General features: G+C 57.7%; 19 protein-coding genes and 3 riboswitches. Of the genes, 14 read left to right on the top strand and 5 right to left on the bottom strand.

Translation table 11 applies throughout. The features are described from left to right. Nucleotides 1-122: 122 nt before the first annotated feature. Nucleotides 123-300: riboswitch (cobalamin riboswitch) on the bottom strand. 92 nt (nt 301-392) lie between these two features. The 4 genes from HUN04_15560 to HUN04_15545 form a co-directional block, all read right to left on the bottom strand. Continuing rightward, nucleotides 393-1,061 carry a PAS domain-containing protein gene (locus HUN04_15560; GenBank protein ID WDP91034.1) on the bottom strand — a complete coding sequence of 223 codons (669 nt, stop codon included), beginning with the start codon at nt 1,059-1,061 and terminating at the stop codon, nt 393-395. A 191-nt stretch (nt 1,062-1,252) separates the two neighbouring features. Continuing rightward, nucleotides 1,253-1,603 carry a hypothetical protein gene (locus tag HUN04_15555; protein WDP91033.1) on the bottom strand — a complete coding sequence of 117 codons (351 nt, stop codon included), beginning with the start codon at nt 1,601-1,603 and terminating at the stop codon, nt 1,253-1,255. Nucleotides 1,604-1,747: 144 nt separating this feature from the next. After that, a complete protein-coding gene (locus HUN04_15550; GenBank protein ID WDP91032.1) occupies nt 1,748-2,980 on the bottom strand; it encodes an ABC transporter ATP-binding protein in 1,233 nt (410 codons plus the stop codon). Nucleotides 2,981-2,997: 17 nt separating this feature from the next. Further along, a complete protein-coding gene (locus tag HUN04_15545) occupies nt 2,998-3,555 on the bottom strand; it encodes a hypothetical protein (GenBank protein WDP91031.1) in 558 nt (185 codons plus the stop codon). A gap of 166 nt (nt 3,556-3,721) precedes the next feature. After that, nucleotides 3,722-3,904, bottom strand: a riboswitch (cobalamin riboswitch). Nucleotides 3,905-4,132: 228 nt separating this feature from the next. Further along, nucleotides 4,133-4,340: riboswitch (cobalamin riboswitch) on the top strand. A 148-nt stretch (nt 4,341-4,488) separates the two neighbouring features. Here HUN04_15545 and HUN04_15540 point away from each other — a divergent pair. The 14 genes from HUN04_15540 (at nt 4,489) to HUN04_15475 (ending at nt 23,165) form a co-directional block, all read left to right on the top strand. Beyond that, nucleotides 4,489-6,432 carry a TonB-dependent receptor gene (locus HUN04_15540; protein WDP91030.1) on the top strand — a complete coding sequence of 648 codons (1,944 nt, stop codon included), beginning with the start codon at nt 4,489-4,491 and terminating at the stop codon, nt 6,430-6,432. 92 nt (nt 6,433-6,524) lie between these two features. Further along, nucleotides 6,525-8,531 (top strand): adenosylcobinamide amidohydrolase, encoded by a 2,007-nt coding sequence (locus HUN04_15535; protein WDP91029.1) that lies wholly within the window; start codon nt 6,525-6,527, stop codon nt 8,529-8,531. Beyond that, nucleotides 8,528-12,424 (top strand): cobaltochelatase subunit CobN, encoded by a 3,897-nt coding sequence (locus tag HUN04_15530; GenBank protein WDP91028.1) that lies wholly within the window; start codon nt 8,528-8,530, stop codon nt 12,422-12,424. The genes HUN04_15535 and HUN04_15530 overlap by 4 nt, the downstream gene beginning before the upstream one ends. Beyond that, on the top strand, nt 12,424-13,170 hold the full coding sequence (locus tag HUN04_15525) for a hypothetical protein (GenBank protein ID WDP93309.1): 747 nt from the start codon (nt 12,424-12,426) through the stop codon (nt 13,168-13,170). The genes HUN04_15530 and HUN04_15525 overlap by 1 nt, the downstream gene beginning before the upstream one ends. Beyond that, on the top strand, nt 13,167-13,808 hold the full coding sequence (locus HUN04_15520) for a MotA/TolQ/ExbB proton channel family protein (protein ID WDP91027.1): 642 nt from the start codon (nt 13,167-13,169) through the stop codon (nt 13,806-13,808). The genes HUN04_15525 and HUN04_15520 overlap by 4 nt, the downstream gene beginning before the upstream one ends. Then, the gene (locus HUN04_15515; GenBank protein ID WDP91026.1) at nt 13,805-14,170 is read left to right on the top strand and encodes a DUF2149 domain-containing protein; all 366 of its coding nucleotides are present in this window, start codon (nt 13,805-13,807) and stop codon (nt 14,168-14,170) included. The genes HUN04_15520 and HUN04_15515 overlap by 4 nt, the downstream gene beginning before the upstream one ends. Beyond that, nucleotides 14,167-15,750: a carbon-nitrogen hydrolase family protein gene (locus HUN04_15510; GenBank protein WDP91025.1), complete on the top strand. Its 1,584-nt coding sequence runs from the start codon at nt 14,167-14,169 to the stop codon at nt 15,748-15,750. The genes HUN04_15515 and HUN04_15510 overlap by 4 nt, the downstream gene beginning before the upstream one ends. Before the next feature lie 2 nt (nt 15,751-15,752). Continuing rightward, on the top strand, nt 15,753-17,630 hold the full coding sequence (locus HUN04_15505) for a TonB-dependent receptor (GenBank protein ID WDP91024.1): 1,878 nt from the start codon (nt 15,753-15,755) through the stop codon (nt 17,628-17,630). A 3-nt stretch (nt 17,631-17,633) separates the two neighbouring features. Beyond that, nucleotides 17,634-18,509 (top strand): hypothetical protein, encoded by an 876-nt coding sequence (locus HUN04_15500; GenBank protein ID WDP91023.1) that lies wholly within the window; start codon nt 17,634-17,636, stop codon nt 18,507-18,509. Then, entirely contained in the window at nt 18,494-19,432 is a 939-nt protein-coding gene (locus tag HUN04_15495; protein WDP91022.1) for a 4Fe-4S binding protein, read from the top strand. Before HUN04_15500 ends, HUN04_15495 begins: the two co-directional genes overlap by 16 nt. Then, nucleotides 19,429-20,706 (top strand): 2-hydroxyacyl-CoA dehydratase, encoded by a 1,278-nt coding sequence (locus HUN04_15490; protein ID WDP91021.1) that lies wholly within the window; start codon nt 19,429-19,431, stop codon nt 20,704-20,706. Before HUN04_15495 ends, HUN04_15490 begins: the two co-directional genes overlap by 4 nt. A 19-nt stretch (nt 20,707-20,725) precedes the next feature. Then, a complete protein-coding gene (locus HUN04_15485; GenBank protein WDP91020.1) occupies nt 20,726-21,481 on the top strand; it encodes a hypothetical protein in 756 nt (251 codons plus the stop codon). Between the two features lie 34 nt (nt 21,482-21,515). Further along, nucleotides 21,516-22,481: a hypothetical protein gene (locus tag HUN04_15480; protein ID WDP91019.1), complete on the top strand. Its 966-nt coding sequence runs from the start codon at nt 21,516-21,518 to the stop codon at nt 22,479-22,481. A 198-nt stretch (nt 22,482-22,679) separates the two neighbouring features. Continuing rightward, nucleotides 22,680-23,165 carry a hypothetical protein gene (locus HUN04_15475; GenBank protein ID WDP91018.1) on the top strand — a complete coding sequence of 162 codons (486 nt, stop codon included), beginning with the start codon at nt 22,680-22,682 and terminating at the stop codon, nt 23,163-23,165. 157 nt (nt 23,166-23,322) lie between these two features. On the opposite strand, the gene HUN04_15470 is transcribed toward HUN04_15475, so the two are convergent. Next, on the bottom strand, nt 23,323-23,763 hold the full coding sequence (locus tag HUN04_15470) for a DUF4019 domain-containing protein (GenBank protein WDP91017.1): 441 nt from the start codon (nt 23,761-23,763) through the stop codon (nt 23,323-23,325).

Genomic DNA, 23,763 nt, shown 5'->3' with positions numbered 1-23,763 from the left:
TTGTGTTTGCGCCTTGCACGCTTCAAAAACAAAAAATCCCCGAACCGTAAACCATTTACGATCCGGGGATTTCCCTTTTTTATCCGATAGATCAACCGGGGCACGGGCGTGCCATGCACCATACCCCAAACGTTTTACCCGGCAGGTCTTCTGACTCTCGGCTCATCCTCCTGCCGCGCCTTCCCGTCAAAATGACAGTGGCCAGATGCGGCGATTGTCCCCGATTACAGCGGCGGGCCCGTTCCCGATTTCCACGGAATTCCCTATTAAGCCTTGGGCACCCGGTAAAAATTTTTCTTCTTTTGCTACAAACCGATGATATAAATGTCAAGGAAAATCTGGATGCCGCCACCTTTTAAGGCCGGTCACGGATCCCCCCCGCCATAACAGCCTCACTTCACTCCCTTTTTCTTTTTCATTTCAAGATACCACCCCTCTTTACCATATAGTTTTTCTGCGCAGTCCGTACACATACCATGGCTGAATGAAGCGTCGGAGTGTTTCTCTATATATGTTTCAAGGGTACTCCAATACCCTTTGTCATCCCGGATTTTTTTGCACATGGAACAGATTGGAAGCAATCCGCTTAAATCCTTGATTTCATTATTGGCTTTTTTAAGCTCAAGTATCAGCGCTTCTTTTTCAGTAAGCGCTTTTCTGGATTCCGTAACGTTGAAAGCAATCCAGACAACCATGCGCGGTTTCCCATGGATTTTTTCAATGGGTGAAATATGGGCTTCAAACCATTGGGGACCCTTTGGGCCGGGAAGGTTTTCTGACCCCTTAACCTCCGTTGCAGACAATCGGTAATCGTAATAGATCACCTTTTCGAGCCGTATTGCTTTTTTGATCTGATGTAAATAGTCATCCGCTGCTTTAACATCGATGACATCATGTATGCGTTTACCTATCAAATGCTGCCCATCGTGATATTTATCACGATCGACTCCGCCTAAAATATCTACATAGTAACCATTTTCATCAAAGACAAAAAACGGTTCAGGAATAGATGACAAAATAGCATTAGAAACATAGTCATCAATCCTTTTATGGCTATTCATAAATATATCCTAATCAATCAGGAAGGTGCCCTCATCTCGAACCTAAAACGAATCATCCTTAACAACTCCCTGGGTTGGCATTCACCCTGCACCTAAGCAAATTCGAAAAAAGAGAATATATAAACTCGCATAAGAAAGCAAAACTATTCGTGCTTTTTTAGTCCGCCCCATGGCATGGATTCAATTTCAGGTTACTCATTCAGCCCTTCAATCTCCCCCTCTATTTCCAGGTATTCCTCCTTCAGCCGGTTTTCCATCTCGTCGCCGGCATCCCACATGCCCCTGGAGATGGCCTCCAGCACCATGACCAGCCGGTGAAGGCTGTCCACATTATCAGAGGAGACCACGGTGGTCACATTAAACGGCACCCGGTATTTTTCAAGGCGGGCCAGCCCCTTAAAGGTTTTGGCGGCACCGCCCCTCAGGGCCTCCTGCACCGGGGGATCCCCGTCCAGGCTGACGCCCGGTTTGAGGTCGAACTCCCGGATGATGTCCACGGCGGTTTCATCCAGGAGGGTGCCGCCCGCCTGCCGCCAGGTCAACGGCCCGGTCCATAAACGCCGGAGACATTGTATTCCCCAGCCCCGGGGGCGTTTTCTTATCCCCGAGGTAGCAAGCAATACCGGCAGGAAAGATTGCACTGGTCCGTGACCATGAGAATCAGATAGGCCGGCCCGGCCATGGTATCAGGCGGTTTTCTCACCGGCTTGTCCAAGATAATCGTCCATAAGGTCGGCCACAAGGGTTTCACGGCCGGCCCGGCGCACCAGACTGGGGTTCAGCCGGTAGGCCGGACGGGGGGCGCCCCTGTCCAGGGCGAATACGCTCCTGCCCTGGGCCAGGGCATGGTCCAGCAGGTCCAGGTTCGCCCGGTTCAGATCCGAAACCATAAATCCGGCATCCACCACCAGGTCACAGGCATCCATGGCCGCCCGGGCATTGTCAATGAGCCCCCGGGGCACTGCCATGGGATTATCCTGGATCAGGCACAGCGCCCCCAGGGACCTGGCCACCACCGCATCAATATCATTTTCCATGAGGATGCCCGTGGCCATATCGTAGCCCCGCTTGGCCAGGAGGCGGTAAAGGACGGCGGCGGAGCCCATCCCCCCCACCACAAACACCCGGGCCTGGTCTGCCCGGCTCCGTATTTCAATATTCCCCAGAACCGGGTTAAATGCGGCCCGGCTGAATTCATAGAGGCCGGAAACCGTTTCCCGGTCCAGGACATCCTCGGGCGGCCCGCAGTCCGGCACACCGCCCTCCCGGACCAGTGCCACCCGGTCGGATACCTTGGCCGCCACTTCAAGGTCATGGAGGGAGGCCAGTACCGTGATACCCTTTTCCCGGCAAAGCCGCTGGAGGATGGACATGATTTCCATGCGGTGCTTGAGATCCAGGTGGACCGTGGGTTCGTCCAAAAGAATAATTTCCGGCTCCTGGGCCAGGGCCCGGGCAATGAAAATTTTCTGTTTTTCCCCGTCGCTGAGGGTATCCAGGTCTCTGAAGGCCAGATCTGCCGCCCCCACCATCTCCAGGGCGTCGGCCACGGCCCGGTCGTCCTCCGGTCTCAGCCGGCCGGTCCACACCGTATAGGGATACCGGCCCATGGCCACAAACTCATACACCTGGAACAGGGGCGGCACATGTTTGACCGTCAGGACAACGGACATGGTCCGGGCCAGCTCAGGCGAGGGGATGTCCTCCAGGGGCCGTCCTTTGAGAAGGATTTGGCCGCCCAGGGCGGGCTGCAGCCGGGAGAGGGTTCTCAGCAAGGTGGTTTTTCCCGCCCCGTTGGGCCCCAGGAGGGAGACAAACTCCCCCGGATAAAAGCGCATGTCCAGGCCGTCCAGAACCCTGGACCTGCCGTAGCCCACGCAGAGATTCCGGCAGGATAATATGGGCGTTGTATTTTTCATATGGCAACCTTTCGCTTTTACAGCAGGCTGATGGCGATGGGGGCGCCTCCGGCACAGGCCCAGGCCCGCCGCCCCGCCAGAATCATCACCGCCGGAAGGGCCGCCAGGAGAAACAGCGCCTTGCCTGCCACCCCCATGAAAAAAAACAGGGGGGAAAACAGGGTTTTGAACTGAAGAAAGGGCAGGTAAAAATCATTGGGAAAAATACAGGCCGTCCATGACAATACCGTTACCAGAAGGAGCCGGGGCAGGATGAGGGAGGGATGTTCATGATAGTTGTGCGGGACTTCGTCACCGGTATTTCCCACGGTATTCTTCCGGGGCAGTCCCCGGAATTTCCCCAAGCTGCCCAGGAGGCCCGCTGCAAATGGGATAAAAAACGGTCCCTGGTAGACCGGAAGCAGGGGGAAACTGGTTGAATACCGCATGAGCAGGGAAATGCCATGGCAAGTCATTCCCGCAACAAATATCATGCCTGCCCCGGTTTTCCGTCCGGCAGAGGTCCATACAAGACCAATGCTGAACATAATGGTTCCGAGAAAAAACAGGATATCAATCATGGTGTGAATGGTCATTGATCCTTGGACTACTCCAAAATTTTATTTATCCGGCATTGCAACACGGCAGGGGAGGCAAAATGCCGCAAAAACAAAAATCCCCGAACCGTAACCAATGTACGATCCGGGGATGTCCCTTTTTTATCCTAAGATCCAATGGGAAGCATGCGCTGCCGTACGCAACTCTCCTCATGTTTTACCTGGCAGGTCTTCTGACTTCCGGATCATCCTTGTGCTGCGCCTTCCCATTCACAATCGAACAGTGGCATCTTTGCAGCACTTGTCCCCGGTTACAGCGGCGGGCCCGTTTCCGACTTCCACGGAATTCCCTATTAAGCCTTTCGGCACCGGATAACTTCTCCTTTTTTGCTACAAAAGCACGATCTAAAAGTCAAGGGGATTATTTTTTGTTTGACATCCTTCTTTTATTCTATTTTCTTTGTGCCTCTCCGGCCCACCCGTATCAAAGAGGCGGCATGAACCGTTCCCCTCCCCCCTGTATTGCCAAGTGAAACACAACGCAAAATTTTCACAATATTTGGATTGGGTTTTACATTTTGGGTTGACAACCGCAAAACCAAGTGATTAGTAGAACAACGACATACGAAGTTCAGGTGCGCGTAACACCGCATGCAAAAGGGTTAAAGCCCCTTCTGTATTAGGGAATCCCGTGAGAATCGGGAACGGGCCCGCCGCTGTAATCGGGGACGAAACCTGCATATCACCACTGGCGAAAGTCGGGAAGGGGCAGGGATTAGAAAGAGCCGAAAGTCAGAAGACCTGCCTGGACTGATGTGCCACATTTCCCGTGGACAGGGAAGGCATGGTGATCCTCATCGGATAGTTATGGGAAATCCCCGGATCGTTTATAAACGGTCCGGGTTTTTTAGTTTCTACCCTTTAGGGTATGCCCGGACCCCTGGATTTTAAATTTAGGAGGGCAAAAAAAAGATGAAAAAATGGCTATCGTTTCTCATGCTGTCTGCGTTGTTGACACTCCCGGCCGGAGTAATGGCCGGAGAATCCGCATCTTCTCCCACGGAATCTCTAAAATTCGATGATATGGTTGTCACCTCCGGCAGAATCAAGGAGAAAAGAGAAGATGTAACCACCAATATTTCGGTGTATACCTCAGAAGACATCCAAGCCTTGGCGGTTCAGGATCTGAGCGACCTGATGCTAAAAGAAGGATTTTATATCAAAGAATATCCCAACTCCACCATTTCCGTGGGGATCCGCGGACTTTCCACCGATACCCATGGCAACGACCTGTCAAGCAACGTGCTGATCCTGATCAACGGCCGCAGATCCGGCACAGGTAACCTTGCAAAAATCACCATGGACAATGTGGAACGGATTGAAATCATCAGAGGGCCGGGATCTGTCCAATACGGCGCTTCGGCCATGGGCGGGGTGGTAAATATCATCACCAAAAGAGGCAGCCAAGGGTTCACTGCATCCATCGAAGGCACAATGGGAAGTTGGAGCTATAAAAAAGGGGCCATCGACATTGCAGGCGGGGTAAACAAATTTGACTATTCCCTAAGTGCCTCCAAATCCTCCAAGGGGGATTTCGAAACCGGGGATGGCGAAAAATACGAGAATACTGGATATGATTCAAAGGAAAATATGGACATTGACCTGGGTTTCACCTTTCTGCCGAAAAACCGGTTCGGAGTTTCGCTTTCCGACCATGACGGTGATCACATCGGTAATCCCGGGAAGCTGACATCAGGAACGCCGGACCAGTATGTGGACCATGCCCTCAAATCCTTTGATATTTACTATGACGGCCAAACCCAGGATAATTTTCTGTTTTGGAAACTCCGTTATTTCAAAGGTAAAGACGAATATTTTGTCGGCTATCCCAGCAGCCCGAGCAGTAATTATACAAGGGATACTGATCACCAGGGAATTTCGGCTCAGCTCACAGCCAAATGGAAGATGGTCGATGTAACCGGCGGGCTGGACTGGGCCGATTATGCCATTGAAACCTCCAAAAACCCGGGCAAGGAAAACACCTATGAGAACCCGGGCCTCTTCATCATGGCAAAGACCCGGCTGATGGAAGACCGGTTGATCCTTTCCCTGGGAGGGCGGTACGACAAATATGAGGTTGAAGGCACCAACGGAAAAAACACGGATGATAGCAACTGGTCCTGGAGCTTTGGGGCCGCATACAAAATACTCCCGGGCCTGAGCATCCGGGGCAATATTGCAGAAGCCTTTTGCATGCCCACGGCGGATCAATTGTTCAGCTACACCAATTGGGGTGCTTGGGGCATATGGATCGGAAACGAAAATCTGGATCCTGAAACCAGCAGAACCTATGAAGTCGGAATTGATTTTAAAAAATACGGCCTAACCGCCGGCCTGACCTATTTTTACACGAAGTTTGAAAACAAAATTTCATATATTGATCTCCCAGGCAACACCCACCAGTATGCAAACATCAAAGGCGCCACCATTTCAGGTGTTGAGGGCAGTATCAGCTACAATATATCAGAGCGGTTCGGGTGGAGTTTTAAAATCGAACCCTACGCTTCTTTTACCGTATTTGACGAATATACCAATGATGAAACAGGAGAAAACCTGACAAGCACACCGGACTGGAGTGCAGCATACGGCATCAATGTCAGCAACAATGAACTGGGGCTGGTCACCCGCCTGAATTTTGTCCATTACGGCGAGCAGGATATGTCCGGAGGTGCGCGGCTGGCTGAAGCCGATGTGGCGGATTGGTCTATCTCTAAACGACTCTTTTCATTGAAGGATTACGGCATTGTTACCCTGAAGGGGGAAATCGTCAATTTGTTTGATGAAGACTACGCCCTGGTCCAGGGATATCCCTCTCCGGGCAGAACCTTTTACCTGGGGCTGAATTACACCTTTTAATCCCTGATTTAACGGCAAACCGCATTATTAAACTTCCGCAGCAGCCCTCAGTGACGGGCTGCTGCGGCAATAATTCTAACACATATAAGATCATGAAAAAATTTTACCTATTCCTGGCAGTGACTTTGGGGCTTTGCCTTGCATCAATGGTATTTGCAACGACAGCCCCCCAGCCGGTGCAAATAAAAGACGCATCGGGAAAACGCCATGAGTTTCTCCGCCCCCCGCAGCGGGTCGCCTGCCTGGCCCCCTATGTCACCCAGATACTGGTGGACCTGGGGCAGTCGGGCCGCATCGCCGCCCTGACCCGGCAGGACCTGGTTTTTCACGCAGCCTTGAGAAAAACCAGCCTGGGCAGCTATTTCACCCCGGACCTGGCCGCCATTGAACGATGCGGGGCGGACCTGGTGATCTGTCCCCCCGGCCGGGCAGAACAGGTCAAAGCCGCCCTGGGAGACCGGATCCCCATTCTGGTCATGGCCGCCACCTCCATGGACCAGGCCTTCGGCCAGGTCCGGCAGATGGGCCGGCTCTTTGGATGCGAAAAAAAGGCGGGGCAGGTCCTGGCAGAGATCCGCACCCAGCTGTCCATGGTGAGCGGGCGGCTGGCCCGGGAAAAGGACCTGGAAAAAAAACGGACGGTCCGGGTCATGGGGGGAAAGACCTTAAGCTGCCCCGGGGATGATTCGTTTCAGAATGAAATGATCCGGGCCGCCGGGGGCATCGTCCCCCAGTGGGGGAAAAGCGGTTCTGCCGTTGAGGTGGATCCCGGGGCCTGGCAGGCCTTCAACCCCCAGGTGATCTACGGCTGCAACGCCAATGCAGACAGGGTCCGCCACCTGCTTTCCGCACCGCCCTACAATACTGTGGATGCCGTTAAAAACGGCAGAATCCACATGTTTCCCTGCGAGATGACCTGCCGGGCGACCACCATTACCGGGGACTTTATCCAATGGCTGGCCGCGGCGGTCTATCCGGATATCTTTGCCGACCCTAAACGGGCCGTCACGGCGGACCGCCCGCTGTCCTGGCGCCCCCTGGCCGTCGACCTGGATTACGTGGACAGGGCCCGGGTGGTGGAACACCGGCTTGCCGACACCCCTTACAAATCCCTGGTGCTGAGGTTCAAGGCTCCCATGACCCTCCTTTCCACCTTTGAGGGGCTGCGGGAAAACCAGGAAGGGTGCGGCAACACCTTTATTCCCATGGCTGCCAGCCTGGGACACATGAAAACCGGGGTGGATCGGGTCAAAGAAACCCTGGAAAACAACCTGGGCTTTTCAAAGGGGGGCTTTACCACCCTCATGACCGGGGCGGACATGGACCACCTGGCCCTGGCCGAGAAAACCTACAAGGACCTGTCGGTCACGGCCCTGGTCACTGCCGGGGTCAGGGGAAACGCCATGCGCCTGTCCAAGGACAAGGGCTATTATTTTTCCCACGGCACCATCAATATCATTGTGGGCACCAACCGGAAGCTGTCCACAGCAGCCATGTCCCGGGCCCTGATCACGGCGACCGAGGCCAAAACCGCGGCCCTCACCGACCTGGACATCCGGAGCCGGTATACCCCCTGGTCCAACCCGGCCACGGGCACGGGTACGGACAATATCCTGGTCATCCAGGGCCGGGGCCCCTGGGTTAAATATGCCGGGGGCCACAGCAAAATCGCCCAGCTCATGGCCGAGGCGGTCCATGAAGGGGTGACCCGGGCCATTGCCGGACAGAACGGCATCCTCAAGGGCCGGGACATTTTCCAGCGGCTGGCCGAACGGGGAATGAGCCTGGAGGCCCTGGTCCGCTGCTTTGAGACCCGGATGCCCGGCCGCGCCCTGACCCGGGAGCTGGAAACCCTGCTCGGCCGCCCCTATTACGCCGCCTTTGTGGAGTCGGCCCTGGCCGTTTCGGACGCCCGGGCAAGGGACCTGGTCCGGGAAAGCCCCTTCTGGGAAGAGACCTGTAAAGCGGTCACACTTAAAATCTGCGGCAGGGCAACGGCCCCTGCCCCCTGCACATCCCACAAGATTCCCGCCCCCCTTGCCAAGGCCCTGGGGGCCATGATTGCGGGAATTGAATCTGTAAAGGAAATCCGCCAATGAACACCTGCTTTAAATCCATTCTGCCATTCATGATCCTGGCTGCAGCCTGCCTGGCCGGCCTGGCCCCGGCCGCGGCCCAGTCCCCGGAGACCATCACCTTTCTGGGCGGATCTTCCTATTCATACAAAATCAGCCGTGCCCTGGACAAGGTCCGCCAGGCCCCTGACGCCTCCGGTGTGGAACTCTTCTACTTCACCGAGGAAGACCTGGCTGCGGGCGCCATTGATCCGGCGGTCATTGCCCGGTCCAGGGTGATCATTCTGGACGATATGTACAAAGGTTTAAGGGATTATGCCCTCAAGACGGTGGCCTTTGACACCACCAAGGTCTTCGGCCTCTCCACCGTGCCCAGCAATCCGGACCGGATCATCCCGGACCCCAAGGTCAAGGCCTATGCCAGGCCCCTGACCCAGAACAACCTGGCCGGCCTGATCCGTTTTCTCATGCACCGGGAACTGGCCATGGATATCAGCTATGACGCCCCCCAGTCCGTCCCCAAAATGGGGATTTTCCACCCCCAAAGCCCCGACATCTTCACCACCTTTCCGGCCTACCTGGACTGGTACAAATCCGCCGGGCTGTATAATAGTCAAGGCTTCTGGGTGGGCATCCCGGAGATGAACACCTATGTCTATCCCGGAGAAACCGGGGCGGTGGTCCGGATGCTGGTGGAAAAACTGGAAGCCCGGGGGATGAATGTGCTGCCGGTATACTCATATCCTGCCTCCAAAGCCGTTGAAACCTTTTTCTTTGACCCGGAGAAATCCAGATCCAGGGTGGACATTGTGGCCTCCATGGCCTTTAAATTCTCCCCTTCCGATGTGAACAAAACCCGGCAGATGTTTGAACGGCTCAATGTGCCCATCCTCAATCCCCTGCGGGTCCATTTTCTCACCATCCCCCAGTGGGAAAAGGATCTCCAGGGACTAGGGCCAATGGAGGTGACCTATGCCATGAGCAATCCGGAATTTTTCGGGCTCATCGAACCCTCAGCCATCGGCGGAAAAATCGCCCGGTCCGATGCCAATACCGGAAACCCCCTGTACACCTACGCCCCCATTGAAAAAAACCTGGACTTTTTCATCACCCGGGTAAAGGCCTGGCTCAACCTCAAGGCCCGGCCCAACAAGGATAAAAAGGTGGTGATCATGTTCTGGAACCATACGCCGGGCAAGCAGAACATCGGGGCCACCTACCTCAATGTCTTCAGAAGCCTTGAAAAAATCCTGGCCCGGCTCAAGGCCGAAGGCTACACCGTCACCGGCGACCTTCCCGGGGAAAAGGAGATACAGGACCTCATCCTCTCCGCCGGGCGGAACATCGGCTCCTGGGCCCCGGGGGAACTGGACAGTCTCCTGGCCAGGGGCCGGGCCGTACGCCTGACCATGGACCAGTACAAAAGCTGGTATGACGGCCTGGACCCGGAATACCGCCGCCTCATTGAAAAAGACTGGGGTGCGCCAAAACAGGGAAAGGTGATGACAAAAAACAATGAAATCATCATCCCCTGCGTCACCCTGGGGAATGTGGTCCTGGCCCCCCAGCCCTCCAGGGGATGGCACGACGAGCCCACCAAGCTCTACCATTCCACCACCCTGTGGCCCCACCACCAGTACACGGCCTTCTACCTATGGCTGGCCAAGGGTTTCAATGCCGACGCCCTGATCTCTTTAGGCACCCACGGCACCCATGAGTGGCTGCCCGGCAAACAGGCGGGCTTAAGCCGCTCCTGTTCCCCGGAGGTCCTGATCCAGGACATTCCCAATATCTACCCCTATGTGATGGATGACATCGGCGAAGGGGTCCAGGCCAAGCGCCGGGGCCGGGGGGTGATCATCGACTACCTCATCCCCCCCATGAAAAAGGCCGGGTCCTATGCGGAATATTCGGAGCTGGCCGACCTCATCTCCAACTACAACCAGACCCTGGACCAGAGCCCGGAGCTGGCCGCCAAAAAAATGGAGCGGATCAGCACCATGGTGGAGACCCTGGGACTGATGAAGGACCTCAAGCTGGACCATTTTGACCAAGACGCCCTGGAGGCGGTGGAGCATTATCTGCTGGAAATCAACGAGGCCACCCTGCCCTACGGCCTGCACACCTTTGGGGACTCCCCCGAAGGCCATGCCCTGGATGATTTTGCAGACCTGATCGTGGACCGGAACCCGGAACTGGATCTTAGTCAAACCAAGGAAAAATTAAGCCGCTGCAACCGGGAAATCGACCACCTGGTCAACGCGCTTTCCTGCGGCTACGTGCCCGCCGGGGAGGCCAACGACCCCCTGCGCAACCCCGACGCCATCCCCACGGGGAGCAATTTCTACGGGTTTGACCCGGCCAAGGTCCCCTCCAGGGACGCCTGGCGCCTGGGCAAGGAGCAGGCCGACCAGCTCATTGAAAAATACAAAAAGGAGCACAACAAATTCCCCGAAAAAATCGGCCTGGTCTTCTGGAGCATCGAGCTTCAGCGCAACGAAGGCACCCAGGTGGCCACGGCCCTCCACCTCATGGGCATGACCCCGGTCTGGGATAAAAACGGCAAGGTCAAAGGGGTGGAAGCCGTGCCGGCCAAGGTCCTGGGCCGGCCAAGGATCGATGTCCACATGCAGGTATCCGGGCTGTTCAGGGATAATTTCCCCAACCTCATCCTGCTCCTGGACGAGGCCGTTCACCAGGCGGGGCAGCTCAAGGATGTGGAAAACTTCATTGCCCTGCACAATGAAAAGATTAAAACCGCCCTCCTTGAAAAGGGGTACGGGGAATCCGAGGCGGAAAAGCTGAAAACCCTGAGGGTGTTTTCCAACGAGCCCGGCTCCTACGGCAATACCATCGAGGACCTGATCCCGGCCTCGGGCACCTGGGAGACTGACGACGAAATCGCAGACGTCTTCATCAATTACGTCTCCTTTGCCTACGGCAGGGGCCATTGGGGCAAGCCTTTGAAATCGGCATACAAGAAAAACCTGGAAGATGTGGATGTCACCATGCACACCCGCAGTTCCAATATTTTCAAAAGTTTGGATACCGACGGGGTCTTTTCCGAACTGGGGGGGCTGGCCCTGGCCGTGAAGCGGGTGAAGGGGGACTATCCAGACGTGGTCCTCTCCAACCAGGCCGACCCGGACGCCGCCTTTGTGGAGGACATTGAAACCGCCATCGGCCGGGAACTGCGGGCCCGTTACCTTAATCCCAAGTGGATCGAGGGCATGAAAGAGGACAACTACGCCGGCGCCCGGGAGATGAACCGGTTTGCCGAGCACCTCTGGGGCTGGCAGGTGGTCACCCCCTACGCCGTGGACGGGGCCAAGTGGCAGCAGATCTATGAAGTCTATATCCAGGACAAGTACGGGATGGAACTCAAAAAATTCTTTGACGCGCACAACCCCTGGGCCAGGCAGTCCATGGCCGCCCGGATGCTGGAGGCGGACCGGAAAGACTATTGGAAAGCCCCGGAGGAAGTGAAAAAGGACCTGGCCAAAACCTATGCCCTCAACGTCATTGAAAAGGGGGTGGCCTGCTGCGAGCACACCTGCAACAACCCCATGCTCCAGAAATTCGTGACCAACATTATCTCCCTCTACGGGCTGCTCACCCCCAAGGAGCTGGAGCAGTTCAAAATGACCATTGCCAAGGCCGTGGGCAAAACCCAGGCCGAGCACGAGGCCGCCCGCCGGGAAATGAGAAAGGCCCTGGAAAAGGCATCGGAGAAAAACCGGCAGGAGGAAAAGGTAAAGGCCAAAGAAAATAAGAAAAAACTTGAAGGCTACGAAATGGTGGAAGAGCAGGCCGAAAAAACCCAGGTGACTTCCTCGGGCAGTTCATGGATGGTCATGGCCATCGTGGGCCTGGGGCTGGCTCTGCTCTTCCTGGGCTGGAAGAAAAAGGAGGTATGATGGTTGAACATCTGTGGATGAGCGGGGTGGTCATGGCCTTCCTCTCCTTCGGCATCAAGGCCGGGATGGGGATGGGGTCCCGAATTTTTAATCCAGGGGTCTCCCGGGGCTCGGCCGCCGCCTTTTTTTTCGGGACCCTGGCCGTCTACCTGGTCCTCTTCGCCGGACTTCACCTGGCCGTGACCCGGCTGGATCTCATGGCCTATCTGGACCGGATCGCCAATCTGATCCAGTACGGCATGGCCGTTCACCTGGCAGTGGCCCTGGGACTGCTGCTCTGGGGACTGAAGCTGCTGCTGGCCCCGGGCGCCGGGCACGGGCCCTCCCATGCCGGCCTTTTACTGGTGCTGCCCTGCCCGGTCTGCGCCACGGTGATCCTGCTCAACCTCACCCTGGCCCTCTCCCTCTCCAGCCTCTCCGCCCCAGCCACCACGGCCCTGCTCTTCGCCCTGTTCTGGGCCGTGATCACAGCCACCCTGGCCCTTCTGGCCCTGTTCAGGGGAAGAAAAGGCATTGACAATGGTTTTCTGGGCGGGGCCATGGGGCTGATCGCCCTTTATTTCCTGGCCACTGTGCTCATCAGCCCCATCTATCCAAAAATCAAACCGGCCTATTCAATGGCGGTTTCCAATAATCCGGCCGGCCAGGTGGATCCCAGGGCCACCCTGATCCTGGCAGGGGCCTGCCTGGTGCTGGCCGGAATCGGTTTTTTGAAGGTTTATTTTAAAAAAGGAGAAATGCATTGAATCTTTTTCCCGCATGCCAAACCGTTTTATATACCATATCAACGGCATTGCTCTATCCGGTGGTCATCTGCCTGATCCTGCTCTGCATCTGGCTGCTGGTCTATGCCGGCGGATTTGCCGCCGAATGGATCAAACGCCGCCGGATGAATCCCGGTGTCGCACGGTCCATGGCCGCCATCCGGGCGCAAAAAAAACTGCCCGAAGCACTGGCCGGGGAGCTGCCCCGCCGTGTAACGGCCTATGCCGAAGCCCTCTCCCTCCTCACTGCCCGGGCCGATGAATTTACCCCGGAACGGGTGGAGGCCCTCAACCAGAAGGCCCAGTTGGAGCTGTTCAAGGAGGTGGACCGGATCCGCCTTATTGTCCGCACCGGCCCCAGCCTGGGGCTGATGGGCACCCTGATCCCCATGGGAACCGGGCTTGCCGGGCTGACCCAGGGCAACATGGCCCAGCTCTCCTCCAGCCTGATCCTGGCCTTCACCACCACGGTGGTGGGGCTCTTTTTAGGCATATCCGCCCATTTCTTTTCCGTCATCAAAGAGCAGTGGGCCATGGAAGACCTCCGCCATATCAACCTGATCACCGAAGCCATGACCCGGACAGACCACAGGGAACTAAAAAGGGTGAAAGCCGCATGAAATACATGATGACTTCCCGGCCGGCCCTCCGGCTGAGGCGAACCGGCGACCAGGACCCCATGACCGGGGTGGCCAACCTTTTTGACGTGGCCCTGGTCTTTATCGTGGCCCTGCTGCTGTCGCTCATGGCCACCTTCCAGGTCCTGGATTTTTTCAACCCAGACAGCGAAATCACGGTGATGAAAAAGGTGAAGGACCAGTGGCAGATCATCACCAAAAAGGGGAAAGAGGTGAAGGTCAAAAAGGTGACGGACCGCACCGTGGGCGGGGATGAAGGGTTTGAACTGGGCACGGCCTACCAGCTCAAGGACGGCCGGGTCATTTACATCCCCAGCAAAACAGAGAAAGGAAACCCCAAATGAAATTCAGACTGATCCTGGCGGCCCTGTTTTCCGTTTTGCTCATGGCCGTTAATCCGGCGGCCGCAGAAACCGCCGCTTTGAAAATCGCCCTGGTCCATTTCAAGGTGGCCTATAAAGAGCCGGCCAAAAACCTTGAGGCCCTCAAAGCCCTCCACCGGGAGGCGGCGGCCCAAGGGGCGAAACTCATCCTGAACACCGAGCTGGCCCTCTCCGGGTACTCCTTTTCCTGCCGGGCGGATGTCCGGCCCTTCACCCGGACCCTTGAAGACAGGGATATCAGGGAGATGGGGGACCTGGCCCGGGAGCTGGCCGTCTATATCGGCATCACCTTTCCGGAACGGAACCCGGACACCGACAGCTTTTACAATGCAGCGGCCGTCTTCTCCCCGGACGGAAAGATGATACTGGGCTACCATAAAATTTACGGGGAGAAGCGCTGGGCCCGGGCCGGCGACCCCGCCCAGGAGAATGTATTCCACACCCCCTGGGGCCGCATCGGCGTGGCCATCTGTGCGGACAGCTATTTCGGGCTCATCCCCAGGGCCCTGGCCCTTAAGGGGGCGGACCTCATCTGGGTGCCGGCCAACTGGCCCCCCACGGGCCTGGTCTCCCCCCTGGATGTCTGGCAGACCCGGGCCATGGAGAACGGGGTATATCTCGCGGCCTGCAACCGCACCGGCAAAGACCGGGTCATGGACTGCACCCAGTCCGTTTCCGCGGTGATCGGTCCGGACGGAGCCCCTTTGTTCTCCAGGAGCGCCCAGGATTCCGCCCTCTTTTACGCCGACATCCCCCTGGACCGTACAGGAAAAATAAAAAATGGCCGCCGCCAAAGGGTGCTGGCCGGCCGGAAGGTCGGCCACTACCGCCAGATTTACCTGGATCCCTGGACCGAAAACCTGACCCGATATTACAAACTGCCGGAACCCGGCAGGCTGCAAGTCCGCTGCATCACCGCTCCGTCCACCGGCCTGGACATTGACCATATCAGAGAACAGGTCACCGGCCACCCCTCAAAGGAAACCGCACTCTGGCTCCTGCCCCGGGCGGCTGAAGGCAGCCTGGATCTGGAAAAACTTAAAGATCTGGCCGCCTCCCGCCGCTGCGGATTTGCCCTTTCCATGGATGGGGAAGACGGCCGGAGCGCTCCGGTTCTGGTGACGGGAAAAGGGGTGGAATCATTTATGACGGACAAGGGGGAATTCCCCTTCAGGCAGCTTTATTTCGGGCCGGCGGCCCTGGCCATGGTCCCCATGGCCGACCTGCGCCATCCGGAACTGGCCATGGTCCTTTCCAAACTGGGCTGCGACCTGGTGCTGCTCTCGGAAAATGATTTGTCCCAAGGGGATGAGCGGCTGGCAAAACTCAGGACCATCGATGGCCTTGCCGTTGCCGCTGCCGGCGGAGGCCGGGCCATGACCGCCCATATGAAGGGCATCCACGGCCGGCTCAACCTGGAACGGGCAAAGGCGGGAGAAGTCTGCACCCTGGACCTGGACACCTCGGACACCCGGAAAAAGGATTTTTACGACCGCGTGGATTATGATCTGCTGCTGGGGCAGCCAAAGGGAGGAAATTAAAAATGGAAAAAGGCAGATGGGTGAGACGGCCGGTGCTGATTTTATGCACCCTCATTGGAATTTCATTGGGACTGGGAACGGCCGTGGCCGGCCACGGCCCCTCCCCCTCCCAGGATCTGGGCGAAGTGGTGGTCACGGGCGACAAGATCGAAGACTTTGTCCGGCAGAACCCCTCCCAGGTGGTGAGCATGGGGGCGGCGGAAATTGAACAACGCAATTTTCTCCAGGTCCAGGAGGTGCTCGGGGCCATGCCCGGGGTGGATGTCAAACCCAGCGCAGGGGGCCTGGGCACACGCATCGCCATCCGGGGCGGGGGCGGTTCCGGCGCCGTGCTGGTGCTCATTGACGGGCGGCCCGCCGCCACCATGCAGTTCGGCGGGGTGGACCTCAGCTCCATCCCCATTGATATTGTCAAAAAAATCACCGTGTTCAAACCGCCGGTGCCGGTGTGGCTGGGGCCCGATGCCGCGGCCGGCGCCGTTTATATCGAAACCCGGCAGAAAAAGACCAGCAGCAAGGCCGGGAAAAAGGGAAAAATAAGGGTGGCCGGCGGTTCCTACGGCCTGGCCGTCCTCAGCGCCACCGGCCAGGTGGACACCCGGGATAACCAGTTCCTAATCTCCGGCGGCCTCTCCCACAAGGACGGCCGGCGGGACAACAGCGACAGGGACCAGGCCCACCTGACCATGGGTTTTGCCCGGAAAAAAGAGGGCAGGCAATTCCAGGTCAACGCCAAGGCCTATGTTTCGGACCACGGCATTGCCGGCCCCACCTACAATCCCACCCCCAGCGCCAGGCAGCGGTACGAAAAGGCCAGCCTGGACATGAAATACAAGGGATTTACGGACAAAACAGATTACACCCTCAAGGCCTGGACAGACGTGAAACAGCTGGATGAAACCGCCCAGAACGGGGACCCGTCCAAACTGGACACCCTCACCGCCGGCATGGGGGCCGACCTTTTCCTCTCGGAATGGGATAATACAAACGAACTGAGATTCGGGGGGCTTGCCGAACACAACCGGGTGGACCACACCCTCTCGGGCAAGCACAACAGAACCCGGGTCTCCGCCCACACCGAATACAATATCCGCACTGCACCGGCGGTTTACACCCTGGGGGCCCGGGGCGACTATACCAATGACTTTGATTTTTCCCCCGGGGGCCATGCCGGGGCCAGCCTCAACCTGTCCAAGGCCACCCAGGTAAAGGCCAATGCCGGGTACACCGAACATATCCCCAGCTTCGGCCAGCTCTACCAGCCCAGCCACGGCGCCGTGGACCAGGTTAGGGGGAACCCGGACCTGGACAAGGAAAGAATTGTCTCCCTGAGCCTGGGCCTGGACCACAGCTTTCCCGAAGGCCACAAATTTTCGGTTTCCCTGTTCAGAACCGACTCCCATGACCTGATCAAATACCAGCGGGACAGCAGCAATATCAGCGAGCCGGAAAACATCGACCGGGCTTATAAACAGGGCATTGAAGCGGCTGCCAAATTCGCCCTCTCCGACAAGACCGGCATTGAGCTGAGCTATATCCTCCAGGAGACGGAAAACAAGGATAACAACAAAGACCTGAGCTATGCCCCCGCCCATTCGGCAAAATTGATCTTCAAAACCGAAATTTTCACCAAGACCCGGCTGGAATGGACCACAAGGGGGTATTCCAAACAATACTCGGACAATGACAACACCGAGGCGGAACGGCTGGATCCCTACCTGACCACCGATGTGAAGCTGAGCCGGCCGGTCACCCTGATGGGCAATAAGGGGGTGGTATTCGCCAATGTCCACAACCTCTTTGACAAGGACTACGCGGCCCACTACGGATACCCCGACGACGGGATAAAGCTGGAGCTGGGCATGAGCCTGAGTTTTTAACAAATGGCAGCAGGAAGAAAATGTATACGCCCATGCCGGGGGGGCCTTGCCCTCATGGCGGCCCTTCTCTGCCTGGTCCTGGCCCCTGCCGCCCCGGCCCCGGGGAAGCCTCTCCCGGAGCGGCCCGAATTCTACTTCAGCTACCTGGAGTTCAAAAAGGAGATCAACGGCCAGGCCTCCCAGACCTTTGAACTGGTGAGCCCGGAAAATGCAAAAGGCATCCACCTGCTTTTCCGGGAGGGGGAGGCCCCGAACCTTTACACCATTAAACCGGTAAACGGCATAATTAAAATCACCGGCTCCCACAGGCGGCTGGTGCGGGTATACGCCTTTGGCCGGGCCGGGGACCGGATCCTGACGGCCTCGGCCGTTTTTTTCCTCTGGGGGAATTCAAAGACACCGGCGGAACGGATACCGGCGGGGCAGGATGCCCGGGCGGCCCTGGCCGCCCTCCCCTTTGTGGCCCTCTCCCCGGACCGGGGCGGCTACTGGCCCCAGACCGGCCAGGCATTCAGGTTCCGTCTCCGGCAGGGGGGCCCCGACAGTTCGGAGACAACGCCTGAAGGCGGATTCAAGGTGGTTGAAAGGGAAACCCTCCGGCCCCTGCCCCCGGACGGCACCCATATCCCCGCCCACGACCTTGACCTCAACCGGCAGGGGGCCGCGGCCTTCCGCCAGGACATCGTCTTTACGGACCTCATCTTTACGGACCGGGTGGGCGGCGGCCAAAGGGTCCGGGCATCCTATACCCTCAAACTCCACCGGTCCAGGACCGCCCAGGACAATCACATGGCCGGGTGGGCGGCCATGGGCGGCAGCCTCTGCCTTTTCACCGGCTGGGTACTGATCAAAAGGAGGCGCCCATGGTGGAACGATTAAGGCAGATCAGCCAGCATCTCTTCTTTGTCCTTCTCATCTACGGCCAGCGTCTGGGCATCCACCTGGGCAGTTCCCTGCCCTGTTTTGCCTGCCCCTATGTCCAGGGCTGCGCGGGCCACTGCTATCTCATGGCCTTCCAGCGCCCCCTGGTGGGGTGGCAGACCGCCTTTGACCGGATATTCTCCCCGGCGGTGCTGGACATGCTCTGGCCCCTGGGGCTCTTTCTGCTCTTTTTCGCCCCCCTGTCCAAACTCTGGTGCGCCTGGATCTGTCCCTTCTGCCTCTTCCAGGACTGGCTCACCTGGATCCGGAAAAAACTGGGGATCCGGCCCATGGTCATGACCCGGAAACAGCGGGGGGCCATCAAACCGGTGAAGTACGTGCTGCTGGCCCTGATGGTCATCATCCCCCTGTCCATGGCCAATTTCGGCCTCCACCCCGACTGGGTGGTGCCCTTTTGCCAGATCTGCCCGGGGCGGGTGATCCTGCCCATGTTCGAGGGCAATTTCTCCCATGTCCACATTGACTTCACCAACGCCGTGACCATGGGGTTTACCCTGACGGCCATGGTGCTCACCGGCGGATTCCTGGCGGGCATCTTTTTCAAGGAGCGGTTTTTCTGCATGTTCTGCCCCATGCTGGCCCTGATGCACCTCTTCTCTAAACTGAGCCCGGTCCGGTTTGAAAAAAATGTGGCCACCTGTTCGGGGTGCGGGAACTGCGAACGGATCTGCCCCGTGGACATTGCCGACACCTTCCTTGAAAAAAAGCAGAAGAACGTGATGTCCCAGGACTGCATGGGCTGCATGAGCTGCGCGGAATCCTGCCCCACCGACACCACCCTGACCTTTAAATGGCTGGGCTTCCCCCTGTTTACCTCTTCCAGGGAATACCAGACCCGGAAATGGAGCAAAAAATCATGACCCCATCCCCCAGACCCTCCCGCCGGGAGAGGCTGCTGAAAAGAATCCGGACGGAGATGGACCAGGAATGCCGGGCCGTGGCGGAATCCCTGGACCCGGCGGACCGGACCGGTCTCGCCCCCTTCCTGGAGCGGCTGACCCAATCTTCCACGGACCTCAGGGAAAGAACAGCGGGGGCTTTGGCCCCAAAGATTTTTTCATTGTGCGTCCAGGCCCCGCCCGAACTCTTCCACGCCGCCGGCATAGGGCATTCACGGCTGGCCTGCGGCTCCTTTGCAACGGCGGATACGGCCCCCAGGCACCTGCCCGCCCTGGCCTGCCCCATGGCCAAATCCATGGCCGGCCTGCTGGCCATGGCCGGGGAGGCACAGGACCTAAGCCTGGTGGTCCCCACCACCTGTGACTGGATGGTCAAATTCCCTGAACTGGCAGGCTTCCGGGAAACCGCCCCCATCCATTTCATGGAACTGCCCCACCTGAGGGAGGGGGAGGCGGCGGCCCGGCGCTGGACCGGGGCTGTCAAAGAACTGAAAACCTGGGTTGAAAAACGCACCGGCCGGCGGATTCGCCCCAAAGCCCTGCTTTCAGCGGTCAGGGAATTCAACAGGGCAGCCCCATCCTTTGAGCGTCTCCTGTCCCTGCGACGGACCCAGGCCCTCCCCGCCGCCCACTTCGCCCTGATCATGAATGCCTTTTCCCTGATGGACATCAATGCCTGGCACCAGGCCCTCCTGGACTACATGGCCGGCAGCCGGGCACCTGCCGAAACCAGGCCTCCGGTATTTCTCACCGGCAGCCCCATTGTTTTTCCCAATTATAAGATGCTGGACCTCATTGAAAATGCGGGGATGCACATTGCCGGCGACGATATCTGCACCATGGAACGGGTCTTTCCCGGGCTCACCGCCCCTAGGGACAATTCGGAATACAGTTTGATCAAGGCCCTGGCCGACCGCCACCACCGGGCCTGCACCTGCCCCACCTTTGCCGACAATGCCAGGCGGATGAACCGGCTGGTGGCCCAGGTCCGGCAGAACAAAATCCGCGGGGTGGTTTTCCATGTGCTCAAGGGATGCCATCCCTTTGACATGGAGGCCGGCCTGGCGGAAGAGCGGCTCAAGGCCGAAGGGATCCGGTTTCTAAAAATCGAAACCGATTACGTCAAATCCGATGAGCAGAATATCGTCACCCGGCTGGAGGCCTTCGGCAGGAGCATCGCCGCCGGGCCGGAGACAGCGGCTGAAAACCGAACCATTGAAACCGCCCTGAATTAAAAGAAAAAGGAAATATAAAATGAAAATCGGCATTGACGTGGGCAGCACCGGCATCAAAATGGTCTTTGTCTCCCCGGAGACCCGCATCCTGTGGAAAAAGGTGACCCCCACCCGCCCGGGGCAGTCCGGGGTGGTGGAGGCACTGATCCGGGAGGGGCTCAAGGACCTTAGTGCCGGCCCGGACGATATTGAAAAGACCTGTGTCACCGGATACGGCAGAAACCTCATCCCCGACTCCGACCATGTGGTGGATGAAATCACCGCCAATGCCGCAGGCATCCATTTTCTGACCCAGGGCCGGGCCCGGACCCTCATCAACATCGGGGGACAGGATGTTAAAATCATCTCCCTTTCCCGGGAAGGCCGGGTAACGGACTTCCGCATGAATGACAAATGCGCCGCCGGCACCGGCCGTTTTTTCGAAATGGCCGCCCGGATTCTGGACACCCCCCTGGATGATTTTGCCGCGGATGAAGGAACGGCCCCGGCGGCCATCAACGCCACCTGCGCCGTATTCGCCGAAAGTGAAATCGTCTCCCTGATGGCCCAGGACGTTGCCAAAGGCGCCATTATCCAGGGCATCAACAATGCAGTGGCCCGGCGCATCGCCAACCTGGCCGGCGCCTCCCCCCTGGAAGAGGCGGTCTTTGCCGACGGCGGCCCGGCCATGAACCAGGGGCTCATCTACAGCCTGGAGGACGCCCTGCTCTGCGATATCCACGTGACCGAAGCCCCCCAGTTCACCGTGGCCCTGGGGGCGGTGCTGGCCGCTTGATCCCGGGAATGGTCCATGATAAAAGAGATCTCTTATGAAACCCACATTAATAAAACAGATCATTCTCTGCACCTTTCTGATGCTGACCGCCGGCACCGCAGCCGGAAAAGAAACCCCGCTCAAACATGCACCCTACAGTGAGGCGGTTAAGTGCGGCGCCATGTCGGACAGCCGGATCCAGGAAATCTCCGGACTCTGTGCCTCCCGCCGGAAAGAAAAGGGGCTGTGGATGGTCAATGACAGCGGCAACCGCCCGTACCTGTACCTGGTATCCTCGGACGGTCAGCTGTTGGGCGAACATTCCGTTCAAGGGGTGGAAAATACCGACTGGGAGGATCTCTCCGGCTTCAGCCACGGGGACCAAAATTTTCTGGTCATTGCCGACGTGGGGGACAATCGGGCACAGAGGGAGGTCTGCACCCTCTTCTTTGTCAGGGAGCCGGACCCCGCCCAAGGGGAAGCCCAGCCGCTGCCCCTGGGCTGGCAGATGCAATTCAGGTATGAAGACGGGCCCCGGGACTGTGAGGCCGTGGCCGTTGACAGCCCCAACAAAAGGATTTTACTGCTGAGCAAGCGGGAAAAATATCCGACCCTTTATGAACTCCCCCTGGTTCTTCCGCCCCGGGGTATTGAAAACAAGGACAGGGTGTATAGGGCAAAACCCATTGCAAGGATCGAGACCCTTCCCCAGCCCACCCCGGCGGACCTCAAGGAAAAATACGGGAAATACAGGTCCTGGCCCACGGCCATGGATATCTCAGCCGACGGCGCCACCCTTGTCATCCTCACCTATAAGCATGCCTACCTTTTCAGGCGCCAGCCGGGCCGGGACTGGGACCAGGCGGTTCAATCCCCGCCTGAGCTGATCCCCCTGCCCCTGCCTGAAACCGGGGAACTGATCCAGCGGGAGGCCCTGTGCATCGACCATGAATCGGGGCGGATCTTTGTTACCACGGAACAGCTTCCGGCCCCCATCTATGCCCTGGACCCGGTGAAATAGGGCCGGGGACTTCAATCAAAGACGGCCGCTTTCAAGCCGGAACAGGGGCCTGCGCTCCCCCAGTCAGGCAGCCCGTTCAGGGAAACCGCATTTCATTGCCCTTATCCCGGGTTTCTGGTATATTCTCCACTTTTTTACCGGGCGCAGGCTTGGCGCCCGACAAACCATAAAATATGGATACAAAAGGAGATATACCATATGAAAACCACCCGCACCCTTTATTTAGCTGTCACCGCCCTGGTCCTGGGGCTCTGCATCAACTTATCCGCCGCTTTTGCCGCGTCACCCGAAGAGGTGGCAGTGGATTTCAGCAAGGCCTTTTTCATGCAGGACCCCGGCATGGAGGCCTTCCTGTCCGAAGAGGCCAAGGTGACCGAAGACGATAAAAACACCATGGAAGTCTACTTTGACCGGCTTGAAAAAAGGGCGGTCAAAGAGGGATACAAGACCAGCTACTATAGAATGTGCCTGTCGGATATTAAAACCGAGGTCCTCCATTCCGATGATACAACGGCCAAGGTCCTGATCACCGGCATCAAGGAACGGAACATCAATTCCTTCTACAAAATCATGGCTGATATGTTCAGCCTGCAGGATGAACACAAACTGGACGAAATCCTGACCCTGGTCAAAGAAGGCGGCAGCTGGAAAATTGCCGACGGCACCTACGGCCTTCCCAGGTAAGGGGATTGAAAATAAAAAGCAGGGCCGCTTTTGCCGCCCTGCTTTTGCATATGCTCAGTTCAAAAATGGGGGGCTTTCTGTTTAACAGCCAGGTAGAATGACCTGGGTGGGCCCCCAATCGACTTTCCCCTCTACCCCACGAAATACGGCCGGGCGATTATTTGATGAAATAGCCGATGACCCGGAAAACGCCGTCATCCTCTTTTACCAGGGTGAGGGTTTCCAGGGCATGGGCCTTTTTTTCGAATTTCGTCATGTACCTGAGGCTCAGGTATAGCCCGTCGGGCATCCCGGCCAGGGTGTCGGACAATTGATGGAAATCAAGCTTCCGGTGGACCAATTTTCCCAGGGGGCCCCGCACGGCGGCGGCGGTGCTGTCCCACTGCCCCTGGCTGACGGCGGCTTTAAACACCTTGCCGGCACCGGCCCAGGAAAGGCCGTAGGCCCCACTGTCCACCAGGTCCAGCCAGGTGGCGGCGGCCTGGATACCCTCTTTTTCATTATTGCTGCCCGCCTGGGCCTGGAGCGGCTGGCACAGGGCCAGGGTTAACATCAGAGTGAACAGGGTAAAGAAACTCGCATGCATCATTCGTTTCAT

The organism is Desulfobacter sp. (genome assembly GCA_028768525.1).
Lineage (GTDB): Bacteria > Desulfobacterota > Desulfobacteria > Desulfobacterales > Desulfobacteraceae > Desulfobacter.
Note: the sequence above shows the minus strand (reverse complement) of the source record. Positions and strands in the feature narration are given on the sequence as shown.